Annotated in this window: 19 protein-coding genes; 8 read left to right on the top strand and 11 right to left on the bottom strand. The window is 63.6% G+C overall.

Translation table 11 applies throughout. From position 1 onward, the window contains the following. The first annotated feature begins 40 nt into the window (after window positions 1–40). From mnmG to V8192_RS02155, 4 genes are read left to right on the top strand one after another with little or no spacing between them, the layout of a single operon-like run. Window positions 41–1,717, top strand: coding sequence for a tRNA uridine-5-carboxymethylaminomethyl(34) synthesis enzyme MnmG (gene mnmG / locus V8192_RS02170; protein ID WP_341631419.1), 1,677 nt, complete (start codon window positions 41–43; stop codon window positions 1,715–1,717). Beyond that, a complete protein-coding gene (gene rsmG, locus V8192_RS02165; RefSeq protein WP_341631418.1) occupies window positions 1,714–2,325 on the top strand; it encodes a 16S rRNA (guanine(527)-N(7))-methyltransferase RsmG in 612 nt (203 codons plus the stop codon). Before mnmG ends, rsmG begins: the two co-directional genes overlap by 4 nt. Beyond that, complete coding sequence (locus V8192_RS02160) at window positions 2,322–3,104, top strand: ParA family protein (RefSeq protein WP_341631417.1); 783 nt, start codon at window positions 2,322–2,324, stop codon at window positions 3,102–3,104. Before rsmG ends, V8192_RS02160 begins: the two co-directional genes overlap by 4 nt. Beyond that, window positions 3,101–4,000 (top strand): ParB/RepB/Spo0J family partition protein, encoded by a 900-nt coding sequence (locus tag V8192_RS02155; protein ID WP_341631416.1) that lies wholly within the window; start codon window positions 3,101–3,103, stop codon window positions 3,998–4,000. The genes V8192_RS02160 and V8192_RS02155 overlap by 4 nt, the downstream gene beginning before the upstream one ends. Here V8192_RS02155 and holA read toward each other — a convergent pair whose 3' ends face one another. The 4 genes from holA to V8192_RS02135 are packed head-to-tail and all read right to left on the bottom strand — an operon-like array spanning window position 4,001 to window position 8,475. Then, the gene (holA, locus tag V8192_RS02150) at window positions 4,001–5,017 is read right to left on the bottom strand and encodes a DNA polymerase III subunit delta (RefSeq protein ID WP_341631415.1); all 1,017 of its coding nucleotides are present in this window, start codon (window positions 5,015–5,017) and stop codon (window positions 4,001–4,003) included. After that, entirely contained in the window at window positions 5,014–5,511 is a 498-nt protein-coding gene (lptE, locus tag V8192_RS02145; RefSeq protein ID WP_341632286.1) for an LPS assembly lipoprotein LptE, read from the bottom strand. Before lptE ends, holA begins: the two co-directional genes overlap by 4 nt. Next, window positions 5,511–8,030, bottom strand: coding sequence for a leucine--tRNA ligase (gene leuS / locus V8192_RS02140; protein WP_341631414.1), 2,520 nt, complete (start codon window positions 8,028–8,030; stop codon window positions 5,511–5,513). The genes lptE and leuS overlap by 1 nt, the downstream gene beginning before the upstream one ends. 10 nt (window positions 8,031–8,040) lie before the next feature. Then, on the bottom strand, window positions 8,041–8,475 hold the full coding sequence (locus V8192_RS02135) for a DUF3576 domain-containing protein (protein WP_373276305.1): 435 nt from the start codon (window positions 8,473–8,475) through the stop codon (window positions 8,041–8,043). Between the two features lie 184 nt (window positions 8,476–8,659). Here V8192_RS02135 and V8192_RS02130 point away from each other — a divergent pair, with 184 nt between their 5' ends. Continuing rightward, entirely contained in the window at window positions 8,660–9,385 is a 726-nt protein-coding gene (locus V8192_RS02130; protein WP_341631413.1) for a hypothetical protein, read from the top strand. Here V8192_RS02130 and V8192_RS14615 read toward each other — a convergent pair. After that, window positions 9,375–9,830 (bottom strand): thiamine phosphate synthase, encoded by a 456-nt coding sequence (locus tag V8192_RS14615; protein ID WP_373276304.1) that lies wholly within the window; start codon window positions 9,828–9,830, stop codon window positions 9,375–9,377. The two genes, V8192_RS02130 and V8192_RS14615, sit on opposite strands and share 11 nt — an antisense overlap. Window positions 9,831–9,853: 23 nt before the next feature. Here V8192_RS14615 and V8192_RS02125 point away from each other — a divergent pair, with 23 nt between their 5' ends. Then, the gene (locus tag V8192_RS02125) at window positions 9,854–10,510 is read left to right on the top strand and encodes a YggS family pyridoxal phosphate-dependent enzyme (RefSeq protein ID WP_341631412.1); all 657 of its coding nucleotides are present in this window, start codon (window positions 9,854–9,856) and stop codon (window positions 10,508–10,510) included. Beyond that, on the top strand, window positions 10,510–11,178 hold the full coding sequence (locus V8192_RS02120; protein WP_341631411.1) for an HAD family hydrolase: 669 nt from the start codon (window positions 10,510–10,512) through the stop codon (window positions 11,176–11,178). Before V8192_RS02125 ends, V8192_RS02120 begins: the two co-directional genes overlap by 1 nt. Here V8192_RS02120 and ribA read toward each other — a convergent pair whose 3' ends face one another. The 4 genes from ribA to V8192_RS02100 form a co-directional block, all read right to left on the bottom strand. After that, a complete protein-coding gene (ribA, locus tag V8192_RS02115; protein ID WP_341631410.1) occupies window positions 11,179–12,183 on the bottom strand; it encodes a GTP cyclohydrolase II in 1,005 nt (334 codons plus the stop codon). 50 nt (window positions 12,184–12,233) lie between these two features. Then, window positions 12,234–13,043 carry an exodeoxyribonuclease III gene (locus V8192_RS02110; RefSeq protein ID WP_341631409.1) on the bottom strand — a complete coding sequence of 270 codons (810 nt, stop codon included), beginning with the start codon at window positions 13,041–13,043 and terminating at the stop codon, window positions 12,234–12,236. Between the two features lie 205 nt (window positions 13,044–13,248). Continuing rightward, a complete protein-coding gene (locus tag V8192_RS02105; RefSeq protein WP_341631408.1) occupies window positions 13,249–13,854 on the bottom strand; it encodes a LolA family protein in 606 nt (201 codons plus the stop codon). Between the two features lie 89 nt (window positions 13,855–13,943). Next, on the bottom strand, window positions 13,944–16,265 hold the full coding sequence (locus V8192_RS02100; RefSeq protein ID WP_341631407.1) for an FtsK/SpoIIIE family DNA translocase: 2,322 nt from the start codon (window positions 16,263–16,265) through the stop codon (window positions 13,944–13,946). A gap of 159 nt (window positions 16,266–16,424) precedes the next feature. On the opposite strand from V8192_RS02100, the gene V8192_RS02095 reads away from it, so the two are divergent. Further along, on the top strand, window positions 16,425–17,639 hold the full coding sequence (locus V8192_RS02095; RefSeq protein ID WP_341631406.1) for a UbiH/UbiF/VisC/COQ6 family ubiquinone biosynthesis hydroxylase: 1,215 nt from the start codon (window positions 16,425–16,427) through the stop codon (window positions 17,637–17,639). A gap of 48 nt (window positions 17,640–17,687) precedes the next feature. Here the strand turns inward: V8192_RS02095 and V8192_RS02090 are convergent, their stop codons facing one another. Both V8192_RS02090 and V8192_RS02085 read right to left on the bottom strand, forming a co-directional pair. Continuing rightward, a complete protein-coding gene (locus tag V8192_RS02090) occupies window positions 17,688–18,323 on the bottom strand; it encodes an LON peptidase substrate-binding domain-containing protein (RefSeq protein WP_341631405.1) in 636 nt (211 codons plus the stop codon). After that, window positions 18,320–19,228 (bottom strand): tetratricopeptide repeat protein, encoded by a 909-nt coding sequence (locus V8192_RS02085; RefSeq protein ID WP_341631404.1) that lies wholly within the window; start codon window positions 19,226–19,228, stop codon window positions 18,320–18,322. Before V8192_RS02085 ends, V8192_RS02090 begins: the two co-directional genes overlap by 4 nt. Window positions 19,229–19,356: the final 128 nt, after the last annotated feature.

Raw genomic sequence — 19,356 nt, 5'->3', positions numbered from 1 at the left:
CGGTGTTTCACGTGGAACACTCATGAGCTAAGACAGATCCATGCACGATGTTCTGGTGATCGGCGCCGGCCATGCCGGGTGCGAGGCTGCGGCCGTGGCGGCCCGACGTGGCGCCCGCGTCGGCCTCATCACCTTCCGGCGTGAAGACGCAGGGCAAATGTCCTGCAATCCCTCGATTGGCGGCGTAGGAAAGGGCCATCTGGTGAGGGAGCTCGATGTTTTCGATGGGTTGATGGCACGTGCAGCCGACCGTTCCGCAATTCATCGGCGGATGCTCAACAGAAGCAAGGGGCCGGCGGTTTGGGGGCCGCGAGTGCAGGCGGATCGCAAGAGGTATCGCTCTGCAATCTCTTCGCTGCTCGAGCTGGAGAATGTTGAGTTCGTTTTCGCCGAGGCGGTGGAGCTGGTACTAAGCGGCGGCCGCCTCGTCGGGGTCAGGACGCACGAGCGGACACTTCCGTGCCGGGCTGCGGTGATCACGACCGGGACATTCCTCGACGCCCGGATGTTCGTTGGCGAGCAAGTGACGGAGGGCGGTCGGCAGGGTGAGCGCGCGACGATCCCGCTCGCAGGCCAGCTAAGGGAGGTCGGCCTTGGGCAGGGGCGTCTCAAGACGGGGACGCCGCCGCGGGTCGACGGACGAACCATAGACTGGGCTCGCCTCGAGGAGCAGCCGAGCGACATCGACCAGTGGACCATGTCTGCGTTCGACGACTTCGTCGCGCAGCCTCAGTTGTGCTGCGCCATCGCCCGCACCACCGAACAGACGCACGATCTCATTCGTGCAAACTTTGACCGATCGCCGTTGTTCGCGGGGGCGATCGAGGGCCGGGGCCCGCGCTACTGCCCGTCGATCGAAGACAAGGTGAAGCGCTTTTCGGACCGGCCCGCCCACCAGGTCTTTCTCGAGCCCGAGGGGCTTGATGACCCGCTGGTGTACCCGAATGGAATTTCCACGTCGTTGCCGGCGGACGTCCAGGAGACCTTCGTGCGGTCAATCCCGGGCCTGGAGCGCGCCAAGATCGTTCGGCCAGGCTATGCCGTCGAATATGAATTTGTAGATCCCCGGCGCCTGAACCAGACGCTTGAGGTCCGGGAGGTCCCCGGACTCTTCCTTGCGGGGCAGATCAACGGGACAACCGGGTATGAGGAGGCTGCGGCGCAGGGCCTCGTCGCGGGCCTTAACGCGTCGGCGCTCGCGCTCGGGATCGAGGAGGTGCGGTTCGACAGGCGGACCTCATACGTCGGGGTCATGATCGACGACCTCACCTTGCAGGGGGTCAGCGAGCCCTATCGAATGATGACCGCGAGGGCGGAGTACCGACTTTCGCTCCGCGCGGACAATGCGACGTCGCGACTTGGCAGCACTGCGCTGCTGGCCGGCTGCTTGTCGCCGCGGCGGCGGCGCCAGATCGAGAAGCACCTGGAACTTCGAGGTTCTCCGAAATGGGGGGAAACACAGGAGGGGCGGGCAGACGCGCTCTATGCGCCCTACGTGGCGCGGCAGCAGCGCGAATGGGAAGTTGTCCAGTGCGATTCGCGGCTCTGGTTTTCAGCCAGCCTCGATTTCGCCGCCATACCGGGCCTATCCGGCGAGATGGTGGAACGCCTGTCTTCCGTCCGCCCGGAAACACTCGATCAGGCGTCGAGGATCCCCGGCATTACGCCGGCAGCCCTCACCGCGCTTTACGTTGCTGCAAATCGCAGCGCCGCATGAGGGACGGTCTGGTCCGTGTCATGGGCCGCCGTGATGTTTCACGTGAAACATTCGAAAAGCTTGAGGCCTATGCCGCTCTCCTCCGCGAGGAGAGCAGTCGCCAGAACCTCGTTTCTGCGTCGACGCTCGAACGGCTGTGGGAGCGGCATATACTCGATTCCGCGCAACTGGTCCGCTTCGAACCACATCGCGGTTCGGCCTGGGTGGATGTCGGCGCGGGTGCGGGACTGCCCGGAATCGTCATCGCCTGCATCGTCGAGGGTCCGGTCGCACTTATTGAGCCGCGCAGGCTCCGCGCGGAATTTCTCCACAAAGTGGGCGAATCGCTCCGACTCAACGTCAGCGTGTTCCCCGGGAAGGCCGAACGCGCAACGGGAACCTACGATGTGATCACCGCCCGGGCGGTCGCAAATCTTTGCCAGTTGCTCAAAATATCCGCACATCTGTCCACAAGAAATACCGTCTGGGCGCTTCCGAAGGGGCGAAGTGCGATGGCGGAACTGGCCGAAGCCGAGCGCACGTGGCAAGGTGCGTTCCACGTGGAACAAAGTGCTACCGACGCACAGTCTTTCATCATCGTCGGTTCAGGGGTGAGGACGAGGCCATGATCCGGATAGCGGTGGCGAATCAAAAGGGCGGCGTCGGCAAGACGACAACGGCCATCAATCTCGCGACCGCGCTTGCAGCGATCGGCTGGCGGGTCCTCCTCGCCGATCTAGATCCCCAGGGAAACGCCTCGACCGGCCTTGGTATTACGCAGGCGCAACGATCGAGGTCCAGCTATGACGTGTTGATCGGAAGTGCTTCAGCAGCCGAAACAGCAGTCGCGACGCGGGTTCCGCGGCTCGATCTCCTCCCTGCAACCGTCGACCTTTCAGGGGCGGAGGTTGAAATGGTGGGCCTCGAGGATCGGGCCCACCGTCTCGACAAGGCGCTGTCCCTGGCACCCGCTGGACGCTGGGATATCTGTCTCATCGATTGCCCGCCCTCGCTCGGGCTCCTCACCGTGAATGCACTTGTGGCTGCGCGCCATCTTCTTGTTCCGCTGCAGTGCGAGTTCTTCGCGCTGGAAGGGCTTAGCCAGCTGCTCCAGACGGTCGAACGGATCCGGGTCGCCTTCAACCCCCAGCTATCGATCCTGGGTGTTGCGCTCACCATGTTCGACCGGCGCAATAATCTCTCCCAGGCCGTCTCCGAGGATGTCCGGGCATGCCTTGGGGCTGCGGTCTTCGAGACGGTCGTTCCTCGCAATGTCAGGCTTTCCGAGGCACCCAGCCATGGACTGCCGGCACTGATCTACGACCTCAAATGTCCCGGCTCTGAAGCTTATGTCCGGCTTGCACGGGAGTTGATTGGCCGGCTTCCCCAGTTGGCTGTCGCGGCATGAGCGCCGACCGGCCCGCCAAGGGCCTTGGCATGGGGCTTCAGGCGCTCCTCGGCGAGGCCGCTCGTCCGCCGTCTGCGGGCGCAGACGGTTCCCGTGGCGGGGTTCGTGAAATCGACGTCGCGCGGATCAAGCCCAATCCCAGTCAGCCGCGGGTGCAGTTCGATGAGGACGCGCTGGAAGAACTTGCGGATTCGATTCGCGAGCGCGGGGTTCTCCAGCCGATCCTGCTCAGGCCGAATGGGGAGGACTATCTGATCGTCGCCGGCGAGCGACGCTGGCGTGCAGCCCAGCGGGCACGGCTGCACAGCATTCCGGCCATCGTTCGCGAGGTCGATGATTCGACGACCGCCGAACTGGCCCTCATCGAGAATATCCAGCGCCAGGACCTCAATCCGCTTGAGGAGGCCGAGGGCTATCGTCAGCTCATTCAGCGACACGGTCACACGCAGGACGATGTCGGCCGGTTTGTGCACAAGTCGCGCAGCCATGTTGCCAACCTGTTGAGATTATTGGATCTTCCTGAGTTTGTGCGCCAATCGCTGATGCGAGGCGATATCAGTATGGGTCATGCAAGGGCGATCGCGGGTGCAGATGACCCAGATGCTCTTGCCCGCGAGATCATCGCGAAGGGCCTTTCAGTGCGCCAGGTCGAGGAGCGTGTTCGGCGTGACAAGGGCCGGGCCGGTCACGGTGCGCAGGCCGGCCGGTCGGGCGCTCGCAACGGAGCCAGGGTTGTCGACGCTGACCTCGATGCCCTCGAACGCCAGCTCGGCGACATCCTGGGGTTGAAGGTCCAGGTCACGCACAAGGGGCAGGGCGGTACGGTCGCGCTTCATTATTCGAGCCTCGACCAACTCGATATGGTTTGTCAGCGGCTGTCCGGGGAACCGATCTAACTAGAGGCTGCGCGCTTTTCGCGCGATTGCGAGCAATTCCTCGCCCAGCGCTTCGCGCTCCGGTGCCGGGGTAAACATCAAAGTCCGCTCAAGATCGCCAATGCGCACGGCCATGGTCGCGAGATTTTCGGCCGTCCACTTGGACAGCATCCGCTGAACCCTACCTTTTTCCTTCCAGAACACGGCTCTACCCGATGACGTCAAGACGGCGTCCAACCGTTCACCGCGCTCGACCCGGGCCCGCAGCGGAGCAAGCATCATCAACCGGCGCTGCAGCGAACGGACCACTGGTATGCCTTCGTTGCCCCCTGGGGGCAGGCGCGCCAGTTCCTCGGCAAGCTCGTCGATCTCGCCTTCGAGAGCAAGGTCCGCGAGCCGCTGAAAGTCCCCCTCTGCACTCTCGACACCAATCTCGTCGACCGCGCGAAGCTCCAGTTCCTTGGGCATCTGCGGCGATGCATCGATGTAAAGTGCAAGTTTCTCGAGTTCCTTGGCTATGACGGCCTGGTCATTGGCCGCGCTCTCGGCGAGGCGCACCGCAACTTGCGCACTGATCTTGAGGCCGAACCGGCGACCAAGATCGACGACCATGCGCTCGGCGTCCTGGCCCTCGGGGACGTAGGAAGCGAATGCGAGCGCCAGCGCCGAAGCTTCCGCGATTTTCAGAAGGCCAGATGTCTTGGGCAGCGCTCCTGCAATGGCGACTACGGGGCTCTCGGGCACCGCTCCCTCGAGCAGCGCGAGGACTCCTTGTTCGATGTCCTTCGTGGCAGGCTCGATCCACACGACGCGCTTTCCGCCAAAGAGGCTCATTGCGCCCGCTTCGTCAGCAAGCGAAGCAGGGTCGCTCTTGATCGCGGCCGTGCTAACCGGGGCCTTGGCCGCGCCGAGCGCTTCGACGAGGCGGGCTCCAAGCGCCCGTGATTGCCCCTCGTCAGGGCCGTGAAAAAGATAGAACCGGATGTCTTTGCTTGGGTGGTCGAGCGCCCGGCCGATGCTGCCCTTCGTCGCCTTCACTTCGTCGCGGCCGTCCGCGAGGCATAAAGTGCGAGACGCGCCGCAATCTGGTCAGCAACCGTGTCGGTGAGGTTCTCAAGCGCGGTCTGCTCCGCTGCAACCGTCGCATATTCCGAACTGACGATGTCGATGCCCGCGTCGGAGCCCGCAGTCGCATCGAGCACCACCGTGCCATTGCTAAGCTGAACCAGCTGATAGCGAGCCCGGAGCGTGCGGCGCTCGCGCGTTGCGGCGCGATCGCCGCGCAGGCCAAACGCCGTGATATTGTCGTCCAGAGTGACGTCGAGACGGTAGGCAGGGGCTGCTCCCCCGCTCTCCCCGAGCCGTTCGACCAGTTTGTTGCGCATCAGCCAGCCGGATTGACCGCCAATTGGACCGACCGTGACCGACCGCATGGTCGAAGCGACGATGCCACTGCTGCCGCCACCATAAAGTGGTCGCAGACCGCAGGCCGAAAGGGTCAGAAAAGCGAGAATCCAGGCGCCGCGCCGCATCATGCGACGATATTCACCAAGCGGTCTGGAACGACAATGACCTTGCGCGGGCTGACGCCGTTCAGCTGGCGCTGGACCTTCTCGGAAGAGAGCGCGAGCGCTTCGGCGGCGGCCCGGTCGAGACCGCGCGGAGCACTGAGCGTGTCGCGAAGCTTGCCATTGACCTGCACCGCGAGTGTAACCTCATCATCAACCAGCGACGCCGGATCGAAATCCGGCCATGGCGCATCGACGATCATGCCGTTTTCGCCAAGCGCTGCCCAGGCCTCCTCTGCAAGATGGGGAGCCGCGGGTGCCGCCAGCAGGATGAGCGTGCGAACCGCCTCATGCCGGGTCGCGGACGGCTTCGCCTTCTCGATCGCTGTCGTCAGCTCGTAAAGCTGCGCAACGGCCTTATTGAACTGGAGCGCCTCGATAGCCTCGCCAACTGCGGCGACCGTACGATGGAGCTTGCGCCTCAGCTCGTTGTCCTCGCCCGCGGCAGGCTGACTGGCACCTGCCAGCCGCCAGACCCGCTGCACGAACCGCGACGCTCCCTCGATGCCAGCCTCGGACCATTCGAGATCCCGCTCTGGCGGACTATCCGAGAGCATGAACCAGCGGACCGCGTCAGCGCCGTATTTATGGAGGATCGGTTCCGGGTCGATCGTGTTGCGCTTCGACTTCGACATCTTCTCGACCCGGCCGGTAGTTACCGGCTCGCCGCTGACGATATGGACCCAGTCGTCTCCGTCACGCTTGACCTCGGTCGGGCTTAGCCAGCTGCCATCGCCGGCACGGTAGGTTTCGTGCGTCACCATTCCCTGCGTGAACAGGCCCTTGAACGGTTCATCGATCCCGATCTCGCCGAGCTGCTTCAGCGCCCGTGTCCAGAAGCGCGCGTACAGCAGGTGAAGAATCGCGTGTTCGACGCCGCCGATATATTGCGCGACCGGAAGCCATTTTTCCGCCTCCGCCCGGTCAAACGGCTTGTCGGAAGGCTGGCTTGCGAAGCGAATGAAGTACCAACTGGAGTCGACGAAGGTATCGAGCGTGTCGGTCTCCCGTGTCGCCGATCCGCTGCAGGTGGGACAGTCGACATTCTTCCACGCAAAATGGCGGTCAAGGGGATTGCCGGGCTTGTCGAAGTCGATCTCGGCGGGAAGGACCACGGGAAGCTGCTCCCGGGGAACCGGAACGGCCCCGCACGAGGGACAGTGAATGATGGGGATCGGAGTGCCCCAGTATCGCTGGCGGGAAACTCCCCAGTCGCGCAGCCGGTACTGGACTGTGCCGGTGCCCCATCCGGCTGCCTCGGCGCGGCGGATCACCTCGGCTGATGCACTCTCGGTGGGAAGGCCGTCGAGGAAACCCGAATTGACGGCAATCCCGGGCGCCGGCTCCGCTTCGGCGCCGATCGGCTCGGATGCGAGATCGGCGCTGGGAGCAACGACGCGCTTGATAGGGAGGCCGTATTTTGTCGCGAAGTCGAAGTCGCGCTGGTCGTGCCCGGGCACACCGAACAGCGCTCCGGTACCATAGTCCATCAGCACGAAATTCGCGATGTAGAGCGGCAGCCGCCATTCCGCGTCGAGGGGGTGCACGACCTCGACCGAAGTCCTGAATCCTTTCTTTTCCGCGGTCTCGAGCTCGGCCGCGCTTGTCCCGCCGGCTTTGCACTCGGCGATGAATTCCGCGGCCTTGGCGTCAGTGGCGGCGACGGACTGTGCGATCGGGTGGTCCGGGGCAACCGCAACGAAGCTACTTCCGAAAATCGTGTCCGGCCGTGTCGTGAAAACCTCGACCGCCTCCACCTCGCCCACCTTCTTCGCAAGGCGAAAGCGGAACTGGAGGCCGCGACTTTTTCCGATCCAGTTTTCCTGCATCAGCCGCACTTTCTCGGGCCAGTCGTCGAGCGTCTTGAGGCCCTCGAGCAGGTCGTCGGCGAAATCGGTGATCCTGAGAAACCACTGGGAGAGCTTGCGCCGTTCGACCGTGGCGCCTGAGCGCCAGCCCTTCCCATCGATTACCTGCTCGTTGGCGAGCACTGTCATGTCGACCGGATCCCAATTGACCTCGCTCTCCTTGCGGTAGACGAGACCGGCTTCGAACAGGTCGAGGAACAAGGCCTGCTCGTGGCCGTAATAATCGGGATCACACGTCGCGAATTCGCGCTCCCAGTCGAGCGCGAAACCGAGACGTTTTAGCTGCTCGCGCATGGCCCGGATGTTGGCCCACGTCCATTCTCCAGGGTGGACCTTTCGCTCCATCGCCGCATTCTCTGCGGGCATTCCAAAAGCATCCCAGCCCATGGGGTGCAGCACTTCGTGACCCTGCATTCGGCGGAAGCGGGCGATGACGTCGCCCATCGTGTAGTTACGGACGTGGCCCATGTGGATGCGCCCAGAAGGATAGGGGAACATCTCGAGCACGTAGGTCTTGGGCTTGTTGCTGTCGCTGTCCGCACGGAACGAGCGCGCTTCCTCCCAGCGCGCCTGCCAGCGGCGGTCGGCTCCAGCCGCGTCGAATCGGCCGCTCATGACGGAAGAACTATCCCCGAACGGCGGCGCGGCGCAGGTCGCGGGCCCGGGTCAGGATGATGTCCTCGAGCTTCTGGACCGTCGCGGCAGAGACCGGCGCATCAACCCAGGCGCCATTCTGGTAGACCTGCTTGGCGGCCGAAACCCTAAGCGCGTCGGTTCGAAGGTCGGGATCGAGAACGGCGACGGTGAGCTTTACGCGCTCGCCCGGTGCTTTCGGGTTCGTGTACCAGTCGGTGATGATCACGCCGCTCTGGGCATTCGCCTGCAGCAACGGAGCGAAGGATACCGTGTCCACCGCTGCTCGCCACAGATAGGAATTGATCGCGAGCGTGGTCACCTGTGAAGGCGCAAGCTGCGTCGGAAGGTTCCGGTTGCGCGAGCAGCCGGGGGTCGCGACGGCAAGGACCATCAGTGCGGTAGCGGTCGTAAACAGGCGGTTCATCGTCGGTCCTCGAACATCGGAGAATGGGCTTGTGCGGCGTTATAGATCGTCAAGCCCCGCCCGCAAGCATGTGCCGTGAGCGGATGAGAATGTGTTGAGTCGGCAACAGGGGACGGAGGAATCGATTCGGCTCATGGAACCTTCAGCCCGTTACGACTATATCGAGTCCCTGACAGGGAGTTGAATGGTGTTGAGAGTCGCGCAGCGTCAGGGAGCCAAGCTGGCTGCGGCAGTCGCCGCGGCCGGTCTTGTCTTGTCCCCGGCGTTTGCGATGAGCGCGCCCAAGAAGCGTGCGCCGGCCGTTTCGCTCAGCTTCGACCCGGTTTCCTCGTTCACGCCGGCCAACGCCGATCCCAAGCTTGCCGCTGCCCTCGCGGGCAAGGACCAGCTGCCTCTGTCCGACTTCAAGTTCACGCCGGCTCCCGCGAAGGGCCGGCCCTCGCAGGTCCGAGTGGCGATACGCGCGCGCGTCGTCGCGCCCGCGCAGACACAGATTGCACAGGCTGCAAGTACGACGGCGGTGAACGCGCTCACTCCGACCGGTTACAACCTTGGTGTCGCGGTGGGCTGGCGGCGTTTCGCCGTTGCCGGCGACGTCGCGAAGGTAAAGAGCGCCGATCCTGCTCTTGGCGGTCGCGAGAGCGCCGTTCTCGGCGTCAGCTATTCGCTGAGCAACCGCCTCAGCACCGGTGTCGCCGTCCGGGCGGACCGGGCTACAGGCAGCCCGGCCCCTGCGCTACGCCAGGGCGACAATGTGTCCGTCGATGTCGGCAGCTCTTATTCACTATCGCGCCACATCGCGCTGACCGGCGGCGTCCGCTACAATATCGAGCGCGATCGGATACCTGCCTTCCAGGACAACCGTCGCGACAGCCAGGCGGTCTACGTCGGCACTGCGTTCAAGTTCTAAACGCCGAAACTCCTGCCCAGCCGACGAGGCCGAGAGCCGCGACCTTCGCGTGGCGTCTGGCATTCATGCCCCCAAGTGCGATCGCCCTGCGACCCGCGAGCCGGGCCAGCGCCGCAGCGCGCATTCTCGGAAGCGGCTTCCACTCCGGATGACTACTCGTCAGATACAGCGGCGAAATCAAAATGAGGGGCGTGCGCTGAAGCCTCGCCCGAGTGAGTTCTCGCAGATTGTGGACTCTCGCGGCCCTCCGCGGTTCTTCGAACACCGTGATCGCGCGGGCTCTGGCTAAATAATGCAGCCGGCCCCGGGTGGCCAAAGGCAGTTTTGCAAGCAGCAGGATTCCGCTGCCAGCGGGCAGCGTCCTCGCGCGGCTCAACAGCACGCCCCACTCGTCGTCCCCACGCACGATCAACCATTGCCTCGGGATAGTCTGGCGGGCCTTCATGCCGGTTCGTATAGCGCGTACGCATGAAAAGGGCCGCCGACCGCCGCGAGCAGATCATCGGCAAAATTGCCAAGGCTGCGTCGCTCGCAAAGCGTGATCCAGGTGAGATCCAGCTGATCGCCGTCAGCAAGGGTCGTTCCCAAGACGAGATCGAGGCCCTCATCGCTGCAGGGCAGCGCGATTTCGGCGAGAACAGGGTCCAGGAGGCGCTCGCTAAATGGCCCCCAATCCTCAGCCGACATCCGCAGGTGCGCCTGCATGGTATCGGACGGCTCCAGTCGAACAAGGCCGCAGAGGCCGTCAGGCTGTTCGGCGCCATCCATTCGGTCGATCGTCCTTCATTGCTCGAGGCACTGGTGAAGGAGGCGCCGCGGGTCGACTCCTTTCCGAGCGTCTACGTCCAGGTAAACATCGGCGAGGAAGAGCAGAAAGGGGGCTGTCGCATCGATGAAATCGCTTCCCTCGTCCAAGCCGTGCGTGCCTCGCCCCTGATCCTTTCGGGCCTGATGGCCATTCCGCCGGCGGGGGTTGAGCCCGCCCCCTATTTCGCCTTGCTGGCCAACCTTGCCCGGCGGCATGACGTCATGGGCTTAAGTATTGGAATGTCAGGAGATTATGAGGAAGCGGTCATGCTCGGAGCAACGGTGGTCCGGGTCGGTACTGCGTTGTTCGAGGAATGATGACCTTCATCGACGCGATCATTTTCGATTTCGACGGCGTGCTCCTCGAAAGCGAGTTCGAGCTCAATCGTCTTACCGCCGAGCTGCTGACCGGCCTTGGACATCCAACCAGCTTTGAGGAGGCGATCGAGCATTATACCGGCCTTGCCGGCCGTCACGTGATCGAGAAGATCGAGGCGCGTATCGGCCGGCAGCTTCCCGATGAATTTCACGACCGGATGAGCGAGGCCAGCCGCCGCGCACTCGCTGACGGCATCGAACCGATCGGGGGAGCGGTAGAATTCGTTCGAAAGCTCCCACCGGACCTGCCGCGAGCGATCGCCTCGTCGAGTTCCACCCGTTGGGTGCGAACTCATCTCGCCCATCTTGGTCTTAGCGATGCGTTCGAACCCCACATCTACAGCGGCAGGGAGCATGTCAGCCGTGGAAAGCCTGAACCCGATCTCTACCTCCATGCGGCCGAATGTGTTGGTGCAGATATTCATCGGACCGTTGTCGTCGAAGATTCTAAGGTCGGCGTGACCGGCGCCCTCGCCTCGGGCGCGCGGGTCATCGGTCTTGCGGCCGGGTCTCATTGCCTCGACGGTCATGCGGACATGCTCCGCGCCCTCGGTGTAAAGGAGGTCGCTTCCAGCTTCGATCAGGTTGCCGGAATGCTTGGCCTTTGATCAGATGAGCAGATGACCGCTGCGTTTGTGCTTTGTCTCGAGATAATCGGCGTTGTGCGGATTGGCGGGCATTTGATGGGCGACGCGCTGCTTCACCTTGATGCCTGCTGTCTCCAACCCTTCGACCTTATTTGGGTTGTTGGTTAGTAGCCGCACCTCATTGATGCCAAGAGCCCGGAGAATAGCGGCGGCGTGGCCATAATCACGCTCGTCGTCTGCAAAGCCAAGGCGACTGTTGGCATCGACCGTGTCCAGCCCGCGATCCTGAAGCGAATAGGCGCGGATCTTGTTGGCAAGACCGATTCCCCGCCCTTCCTGCCGCAGATAGAGCAGCACGCCGCCGCCGCTCTGGCCGATGATCTTCATTGCTTCCTTGAGTTGTGGCCCGCAATCGCACTTCAGCGAGCCGAACACGTCGCCCGTCAGGCATTCGCTATGAAGGCGCACCAGCGGTGGTTTTCCGCCGAACGAGCCAACCACCAGGGCGACATGCTCCTGGCCATCGTCTGAAGCTCTGAAGGCGACGATCTGGGTTGGCGGCATTTCCTCGAGCGGCAGCTTGGCGCGCGCAACAATCTCGACGGATGGCTGCCGCCCTTCGCGTTCAATCTCGTCTGCTTCGACTTCAACCGGGGCTTTTCCGGTGTCGATGAGCCAGAGAGCCGGCAAAAGTCCGGCTGCGCGAGCAAGATCGAGCGCGGCGCGGCCCGTCCTGGCACAGTCTGAGGCCACAGGTTGAAGGGGACCGATTGGTGCACGATCAAAGTCCAGGGACGGATCGGCGATCGCGAGGGCGGCCCCCTGGTCGAGCCAGGGTGCTTGTTCGATGGTGACAGGTGTCGCGGGGTCTGCCGCGTCGCGCTCGTTGGCGAGACGGAGCGCGGCCGCACGGTTACCGCTGATCAGCAGTTTCGCCTCCCGGCCCGAATCGAGGAGGTCGAGAAGCTCCTGAGTTGCAGTCTCGACAGCGAGGATGGTGACTGGGTGCTCGCCGACTACCCGCACCGGCTGCCCGCCCCGCAGTGCGGCAATCGCCGCCCGGAGTCCCTCCTCCCTCAAGCCTCGATCTCGCAGATCAGAGGCACATGGTCCGACGGCCGGTCCCAGTTGCGGCAGGGCTCAAGGACGACGTGCCTCTTGAGGTGGCCGGAAAGCTCGGGCGAAGCCCACATGTGATCGAGGCGGCGGCCGCGATCGTTCTTGGTCCAGTCGGGCGAGCGGTAGCTCCACCAGGTGAAGCAGCGCTCAGGCGCAGGAACAAACTTGCGACCGATATCAATCCAGCCGTGCGCCTGTTGCAGCCTGTTGAGGGCGTCAACTTCGACGGGAGTGTGACTAACCACGGTCAGCAGGGCCTTGTGGCTCCAAACGTCACATTCCAGTGGCGCGACATTGAAGTCGCCAACGATGACCGTCGGCTCCTCGAGGCGCTCCGACCACCGTGTCATCCGCTCGATGAAATCGAGCTTCTGGCCGAACTTGGGATTGACGGCCCGATCGGGCGTGTCTCCGCCCGCCGGGACGTAGACATTCTCGAGCCGAATACCGCTTTCGAGGCGAACGCCGATGTGCCGGGCTTCGCCATTGTCCTGCCAGTCGTGTTTGCCGGGGTCCTTCAGCGGCACTCGGCTAAGGATTGCGACGCCGTGGTGCATCCTTTGTCCGTTGAGCTGCTGGTGCCTGTAGCCATGCTTGCGGAACAGATCGGCTGGGAAAATGCTGTCGAGCACCTTGGTCTCCTGCAGACACAGGATATCGGGCTGCTGCTCGCTGATGAGGCGCTCAACGAGCGTCGTTCGCGCGCGGACGGAATTGATGTTCCAGGATGCAATCTTGATTGTCGCCACGGTGGCCGATTTAGCCATGCTGACTGAGCATTGCGAGGGAGCAGAATGGGCAAAGGCCCTCGCTCCGGGGGCATGGAGCGAGGGCCGACCGAGCGTTTGTCACGCAAGGGAACCTGCAGACCCGGGTAACAGGGGGAAACCCCAAGCCATTGCAGGATCGACCTGTTTTAGCCCCCGTCCCCTGACGCCGGGATGAACAAGTCGCGATTCGAAACTTTTTTCGTCACTTTTTCTTCTTCGGTTCGGCGAAGGTGAACGCGGATTCCGGCACCGCGACATTGAACCGGACATCCGACAGCTTCACCGTCGTACGATGGTTTTGAGGGTCAATCGCTGTCCAGCCGTAAAGCTGCAGTCCGCCCGGTGCGGAAGCGTTGCGGAGGAAGGCCAGGGTCAGCTGGCCGTATTGGCCCGTATTTCGGGCCCTTGCGACGAGGATCCGGTTATCGGGGTTGGGCAGGATCTCGGCCTTGCCATTGAAGTCGGGTGAGCCGGAAAGCAGTGGTCCAAGCGGCGTCCGGCCAAGCGGATAGCTCGATTTCTGTCCGACCGAGTAATCGAGAAACGTCAGCGTCTTGCCATTGGCAATCAGCAGCAGGTCGCCGCCACTATATTCAAACCGAACGCGCCCGGGGCGCTTCATCTGCAATGTGCCCGTCGCGACGCGGCCCTTGTCGTCGGTCTGGGTGAAATTGGCTGTCATCGTCTGAACTGCGCCGAGGTGCGTCTTGAGACGCTCGAGATCGGGCGATTGCGCTGCAGCAATCGCCGGCGCGGCGGCAATCAGGACCACCGGCACAAGCGCGTGCGCAAACGTCTTGAAGGTCATTGTCGAAGCTCCTGGGATTTTTTCCGCCGGAATCTGGCGATCCTGCTTTGAATGCGGAGTGAACCTTCCGGTTCCGTTCCGTTCATTCCTCAGATTGGATGGCCGTCAGGATCGATCAGCACTTCGCGGCGGCCGACATGATCGGGCTGCCCGACCAGCCCATCCTTTTCCATTCGCTCGATAAGGCGTGCCGCGCTGTTATAGCCGACCCGGAGCTGGCGCTGGAGGTAGGAAGTCGAGGCCTTCTGGCTTTCCGCGACGATCTGGATCGCCTTCCGATAGAGCTGTGTCTCGGCATCGTCCTCGCCGGTTGGCTGGCCGTCGAACAGATAGCCGCCGTCCTCCGGCTCTTCCGTCACCGCCTGCACATAATCGGGAGCGCCCTGCTTGCGCCAATGCTCGGCGACCGAACGGACTTCTTCATCGGTGACGAATGGCCCATGGACGCGAATGATCTGCTTGCCGCCCGGCATGTAGAGCATGTCACCCCTGCCCAGGAGCTGCTCTGCTCCCTGCTCTCCAAGGATCGTCCGGCTGTCGATCTTGCTGGTAACCTGGAAGCTGATGCGGGTCGGGAGGTTGGCCTTGATGACGCCGGTGATGACATCGACCGATGGACGCTGCGTCGCCATGATGAGGTGAATGCCAGCCGCGCGCGCTTTCTGCGCCAGCCGCTGGATCAGGAACTCGACCTCCTTGCCCGCAGTCATCATGAGGTCGGCCAGCTCATCGACGATGACGACGATCTGCGACAGCACCTCATATTCAAGCTGCTCGGTCTCGTAGAGCGGCTGGCCGGTGTCTGCATCATAGCCAGTCTGGACGCGGCGGCCGAGCTTCGCGCCCTTCGCCTTGGCCTCGCGTACCTTGGCGTTGAAGCTCGGAAGCGCCCGAACGCCAAGGTTTGCCATCATGCGATAGCGTTCTTCCATCTGCTCGACCGTCCACTTGAGCGCGCGGATCGCCTTGCCGGGCTCGGTCACGACCGGCGCAAGCAGATGCGGAATATCGTCGTAGATGCTGAGCTCGAGCATCTTGGGATCGATCATGATCATTTTGCACTGATCCGGCCCGAACCGGTAAAGGAGCGAGAGGATCATGCAGTTGAGCCCGACCGACTTGCCCGAGCCGGTGGTGCCGGCAACGAGAAGATGCGGCATCGGGGCTAGGTCCGCGATGACCGGATCGCCCGCGATATTCTTGCCCAGAATGAGCGGCAGCGACATATTCTGATCTTCGAACGCCTGGCTGCCGATGAGTTCGGACAGGCTGACCATTTCCCGCTTCGGATTGGGCAGCTCGATGCCGATGACGCTGCGACCAGGTATGGTCGCAACGCGTGCCGAGAGAGCCGACATGTTCCGGGCGATATCGTCCGCGAGTGCGATTACGCGGCTGGCCTTGATTCCGCTCGCGGGTTCCAGCTCGTACATGGTAACGACCGGCCCGGGCCTCACCTCGACGATATCGCCGCGAACGTTGAAGTCCTCGAGAACGGTCTCCAGCAGGCGCGCGTTACGCTCAAGTCCGGCACGGTCGATCTGCTGACGCGACTCCTTGGGCGGCGGAGAGAGTAGCTCGGTGGTGGGAAGCTGATAGCTGTCGCCTAGCGCCAGACCAGGCTGGGTGACGGAAGGTTTGCGGCCCGAGCCGCGTCCGGCGGCGACAGATCGTGCCGCTTCGGAAACGGCCACCGTCGGGCGTGCCTTTGGCGGAGCGGCGGGAATCGCCCGCTCCTCGGCAATCTCGGTCTTGCGCGGAGCAGCGCGGCGCTCCGCCCGCCCGCGACGGAAGATACCGCGCACCCAGCCGCGCTCATCTTCGGTAAGTCCAAGAGCGAGATAGCCAATTCCAAGACCCGCAAGACCGAAGAAAAGCAACGCGGCGAGGCGCGTGGGGCCAGCGATTTGCGCGTTGGGGATGAGGTCGATCGCCGCCCCTGCTCCATGTGCACCAGCAAGACCGATCGCACCGCCCCAACCCGCAGGAAGGCCCGACACGGCGGACGCACTCGTGAGGCCGAGCGCGACGCCGAGCAGGATGGCTCCGATTGCGGCAAGCAGCAGTCCCCTGCCGGTTCTGCCGGCCGGCTCCAGACGCATCATCCTGATCCCCGCGATTGCAATCACGGGAACGAAAAGTGCGGCGCCAAGGCCAAACAGCAACAATAGGCCGTCACTGAGATATGCCCCGAAGCTCCCCAGCCAATTGGTCGGCGGCCCTCCGGCGGCCGTGCTGAGCGAGGGGTCGTTGGGATTGTGCGTCGCAAGCGCCAGGCCCGCGGCAAGGCTGAGGCCGACAAGCAGCGCTCCCCAGCTCCGCACGAGCAGGCGCCGCGAGGTTTCGCGCAGCGCGTCCCGCCAGTCGGGCGCCAGCTCCCGCTTGGGCGCGCGCGTTGCAACCGTTGCCATGTTCCCACCCCCAAGAAATCCCGATCTAGAATCCCTCACGCTCAGTCGCCGGTCAAGGATCGTCGGGCAGATTTCTCGCAAGGTCCGTGGCACCGGCGGTGCACGCCGCTCTCTTCAACCCCCTCCCCTGCGCACGATCGTGCCGATATAGGAGCGGTGATGGACCGCGCAGACGTGATCATTTTCGGAGGTGGACTCGTCGGCCTGGCACTTGCCTCTGCGCTCGATTCGAGCGGCGTGTCTGCGATCGTCGTTGATCCCGCCGACCCGGCCCCGCGAGCCGAAATTTCGTTCGACGGGCGCACAAGCGCGGTATCTTCCAGTTCGATGCGCATGCTGGAAACCATCGGCGTTGCTGACCACCTTGCTGAGCCTGGCTGCCCGATCTGGCGCATTGCGGTCGCCGATGGGCTGAAGCCCGGCGGGATTCATTTCGATCCTGAAGACGGCGAGCCGCTCGGTTTCATGCACGAGAATCGGCATCTGCGGGCCGCTCTTCACGCGCGGGCCGATGCGGGGAAGAATGTCTGGCTTCTGTGGAAATCGAGAGTGTCGAATATCGACCGCGGCGATCACGGTGTCGTCGTGTCCCTCGAAGATGGCCGCAAGCTCAGCGCCCCCCTGCTGGTCGCCGCCGACGGCCGAAACTCCAAGACCCGCGAGGCGGCGGGAATCAACATCGCGCGGTGGAAGTACAATCATCAGGCGATTGTCTCGGTGCTGCGCCATGAACGCGCGCACGACCATGTCGCCTACGAGATCTTCTATCCCGGCGGCCCCTTTGCCCTCCTGCCGATGAACGACGATGCGGCCGGTCATCGCTCGGCGATCGTCTGGTCGGTGCCCAACGAAGATGCGGCAGGGTGGCTCTCCCTCTGTGACGAGGACTTTGCAAGCGAAGCCGAGGCCGCGATGGGCGGCTTCCTTGGCAAGGTCGGAATGCTCGCTCCGCGGTCGTCCTTCCCCCTGGGATTTCACCATGCCGCACAGATAAGCGCGCACCGCCTCGCGTTGGTCGGCGATGCCGCACATGCAATCCACCCGATCGCCGGCCAGGGCCTGAACCTCGGCTTCCGCGACGTTGCAGCGCTTGCCGAGGTACTCGTCGAGGGCGCACGGCTGGGTCTTGATCTTGGCGACAGGCAATTGCTCGACCGCTACCAGCGCTGGCGTTCGCTTGACGCGCTGTCCGTTGCATTCGCTACCGATACGCTGACGCGGATCTACGGAATTCCCGGCGCGCTTCCCTCCGCCGTTCGCCGCTTCGGCATGGCGCTGGTCGGCCGGATCAGCCCGCTCCGCAACCGGCTGATGGGCGAAGCGCGGGGGACGAGCGGCGATCTGCCCTTGCTGCTTCGCGGATTGCCGATCTGAAAGCTACAACCTTGCCGGGGCGTGAGGCCCTGGCTCTACTCCGCGCGCTTATTGGAGCGTCGGCTCGATCTCGACGCCGCCAGTGACCGCCATTCGATGGAACTGCATGAGCTGGACCAGGAGGTCGGCGCGGCCATCAAGCGCTTCTTCTTCGAGCAACGCCTGCTTCGCCCCGACATCGAAAGGGGCCACCTGCGCGATCGCATTGACCAGCATCTCGTCGTCGAGGCGCGCGACTGCAGCCCAGTCGACAGCCAGCCCCAGGGCATCCCCGAGGCGACGGGCCTCCCGTTCGACCTCGGCTCGCTGGACGATGGCAAGAGGAGGAGGCTCGCTGTCGTCGAAGGCTTCGACATCGACGTCGAAGCAGCGGTAAAGGGCGTCGACGTCCGCCTCGCCAAGAAGTCTGAAACGGCTGGATCCCAGGAGTACGATGTTGAACCGCCCGTCATCCAGCTCTTCGACGCCGACGATTTCGCCGACGCACCCCACGCCGTAGAGCGATGCCTTGTTATCATCGTCGAGCCGATGCGGCTGGACCATGGCGATCTGTCCTGCGCCATCGATGGCGTCGCGGACCATGTCGCGGTAGCGCGGCTCGAAGATATGCAGTGGAAGTTGTGAACGCGGGAAGAGAATTGCGCCCGGAAGCGGAAAGACAGGGACTCGGATCGTGCGGCTCATGTGAAAAGGAGGGCCGATAGCCGGCGTCGCTGCGCGCTCGACCAGGGATCCTCCAGGCCCTGGGCCTGGAGGAGCTGAAGAAAGCGCTGGCGAGCTGCGCCTTCATTCCACTCCCGATCGCGCCGAACAATCTCGAGGAGCTCGTCCGCCGCCGAATCGCGATCACCCGCGGCCATCCTCGCGTTCGCGAGCTCGAAGCGGGCTTCGTGATCGTCCGGGTCGGCCGCAAGGCGAGACTGAAGCGCGGACGTATCCTCGGACGGTGCTGCCGTTGCCACCTCGAGCGCCGCGCGCGCGCGGGCCATTTCCGGTGTGTTGGCAAGCTCGCTTGCAAGGCTGTCAAGGATTTCGCGGGCCTCGGTGCTCTCGCCTGCCGCAATCAATGCCCGAACGAGGCCGCCGATCGCTTCAGGATTGTCGGGTGCCATGTCACGGACCTGCCGGAAGATGTTTGCGGCTCGCGGGGCGTCGCCATCGGAAAGCATCTGTTCGCCCATTGCCACAAGAGGTTCGATCTCGGCCTTGGGCGGGGCCCCTTCCGGCTCGATCTTCAGCTGCGTGAGAAGTTGGTCGATCGCCTTCTTGATCTGCCCTTCGCTGCGGTAATTCGTGAGGTCCGCGACAGGCTGACCGCGATAGATCGCATAAACGGTCGGGATGGACTGGATTCGAAACTGCGACGCGAGCAGCTTGTCCTGATCGACGTCGATCTTCGCGAGCCGGACGCCCTTCTCCGCATAGTCGGCAGCGACCTTGTCGAGAATGGGCGAGAGCTGCTTGCACGGCCCGCACCACTCGGCCCAGAAATCGAGAATCACCAGCGCCGTCATCGAGGGCTGAATGATGTCGTGCTCGAAGCGCTCAATTGATTCGCGCTCGGCTTCGGTAAGTCCCAACGTCGCCACGGCTTTGCGCAGGCTCCTTCAACAACCGTTCTGTTGCGCCCATATGGGCGGCTGTCGGGGCGGCCACAAGCGCCTTGCAGGGGCGCGCGTCGCCATGCTAGGCGCGCGCCTCACCTCCGCTGGATGAA

The sequence above is a fragment of the Sphingomonas agri genome (assembly GCF_038148795.1).
Lineage (GTDB): Bacteria > Pseudomonadota > Alphaproteobacteria > Sphingomonadales > Sphingomonadaceae > Sphingomicrobium > Sphingomicrobium agri.
Note: the sequence above shows the minus strand (reverse complement) of the source record. Positions and strands in the feature narration are given on the sequence as shown.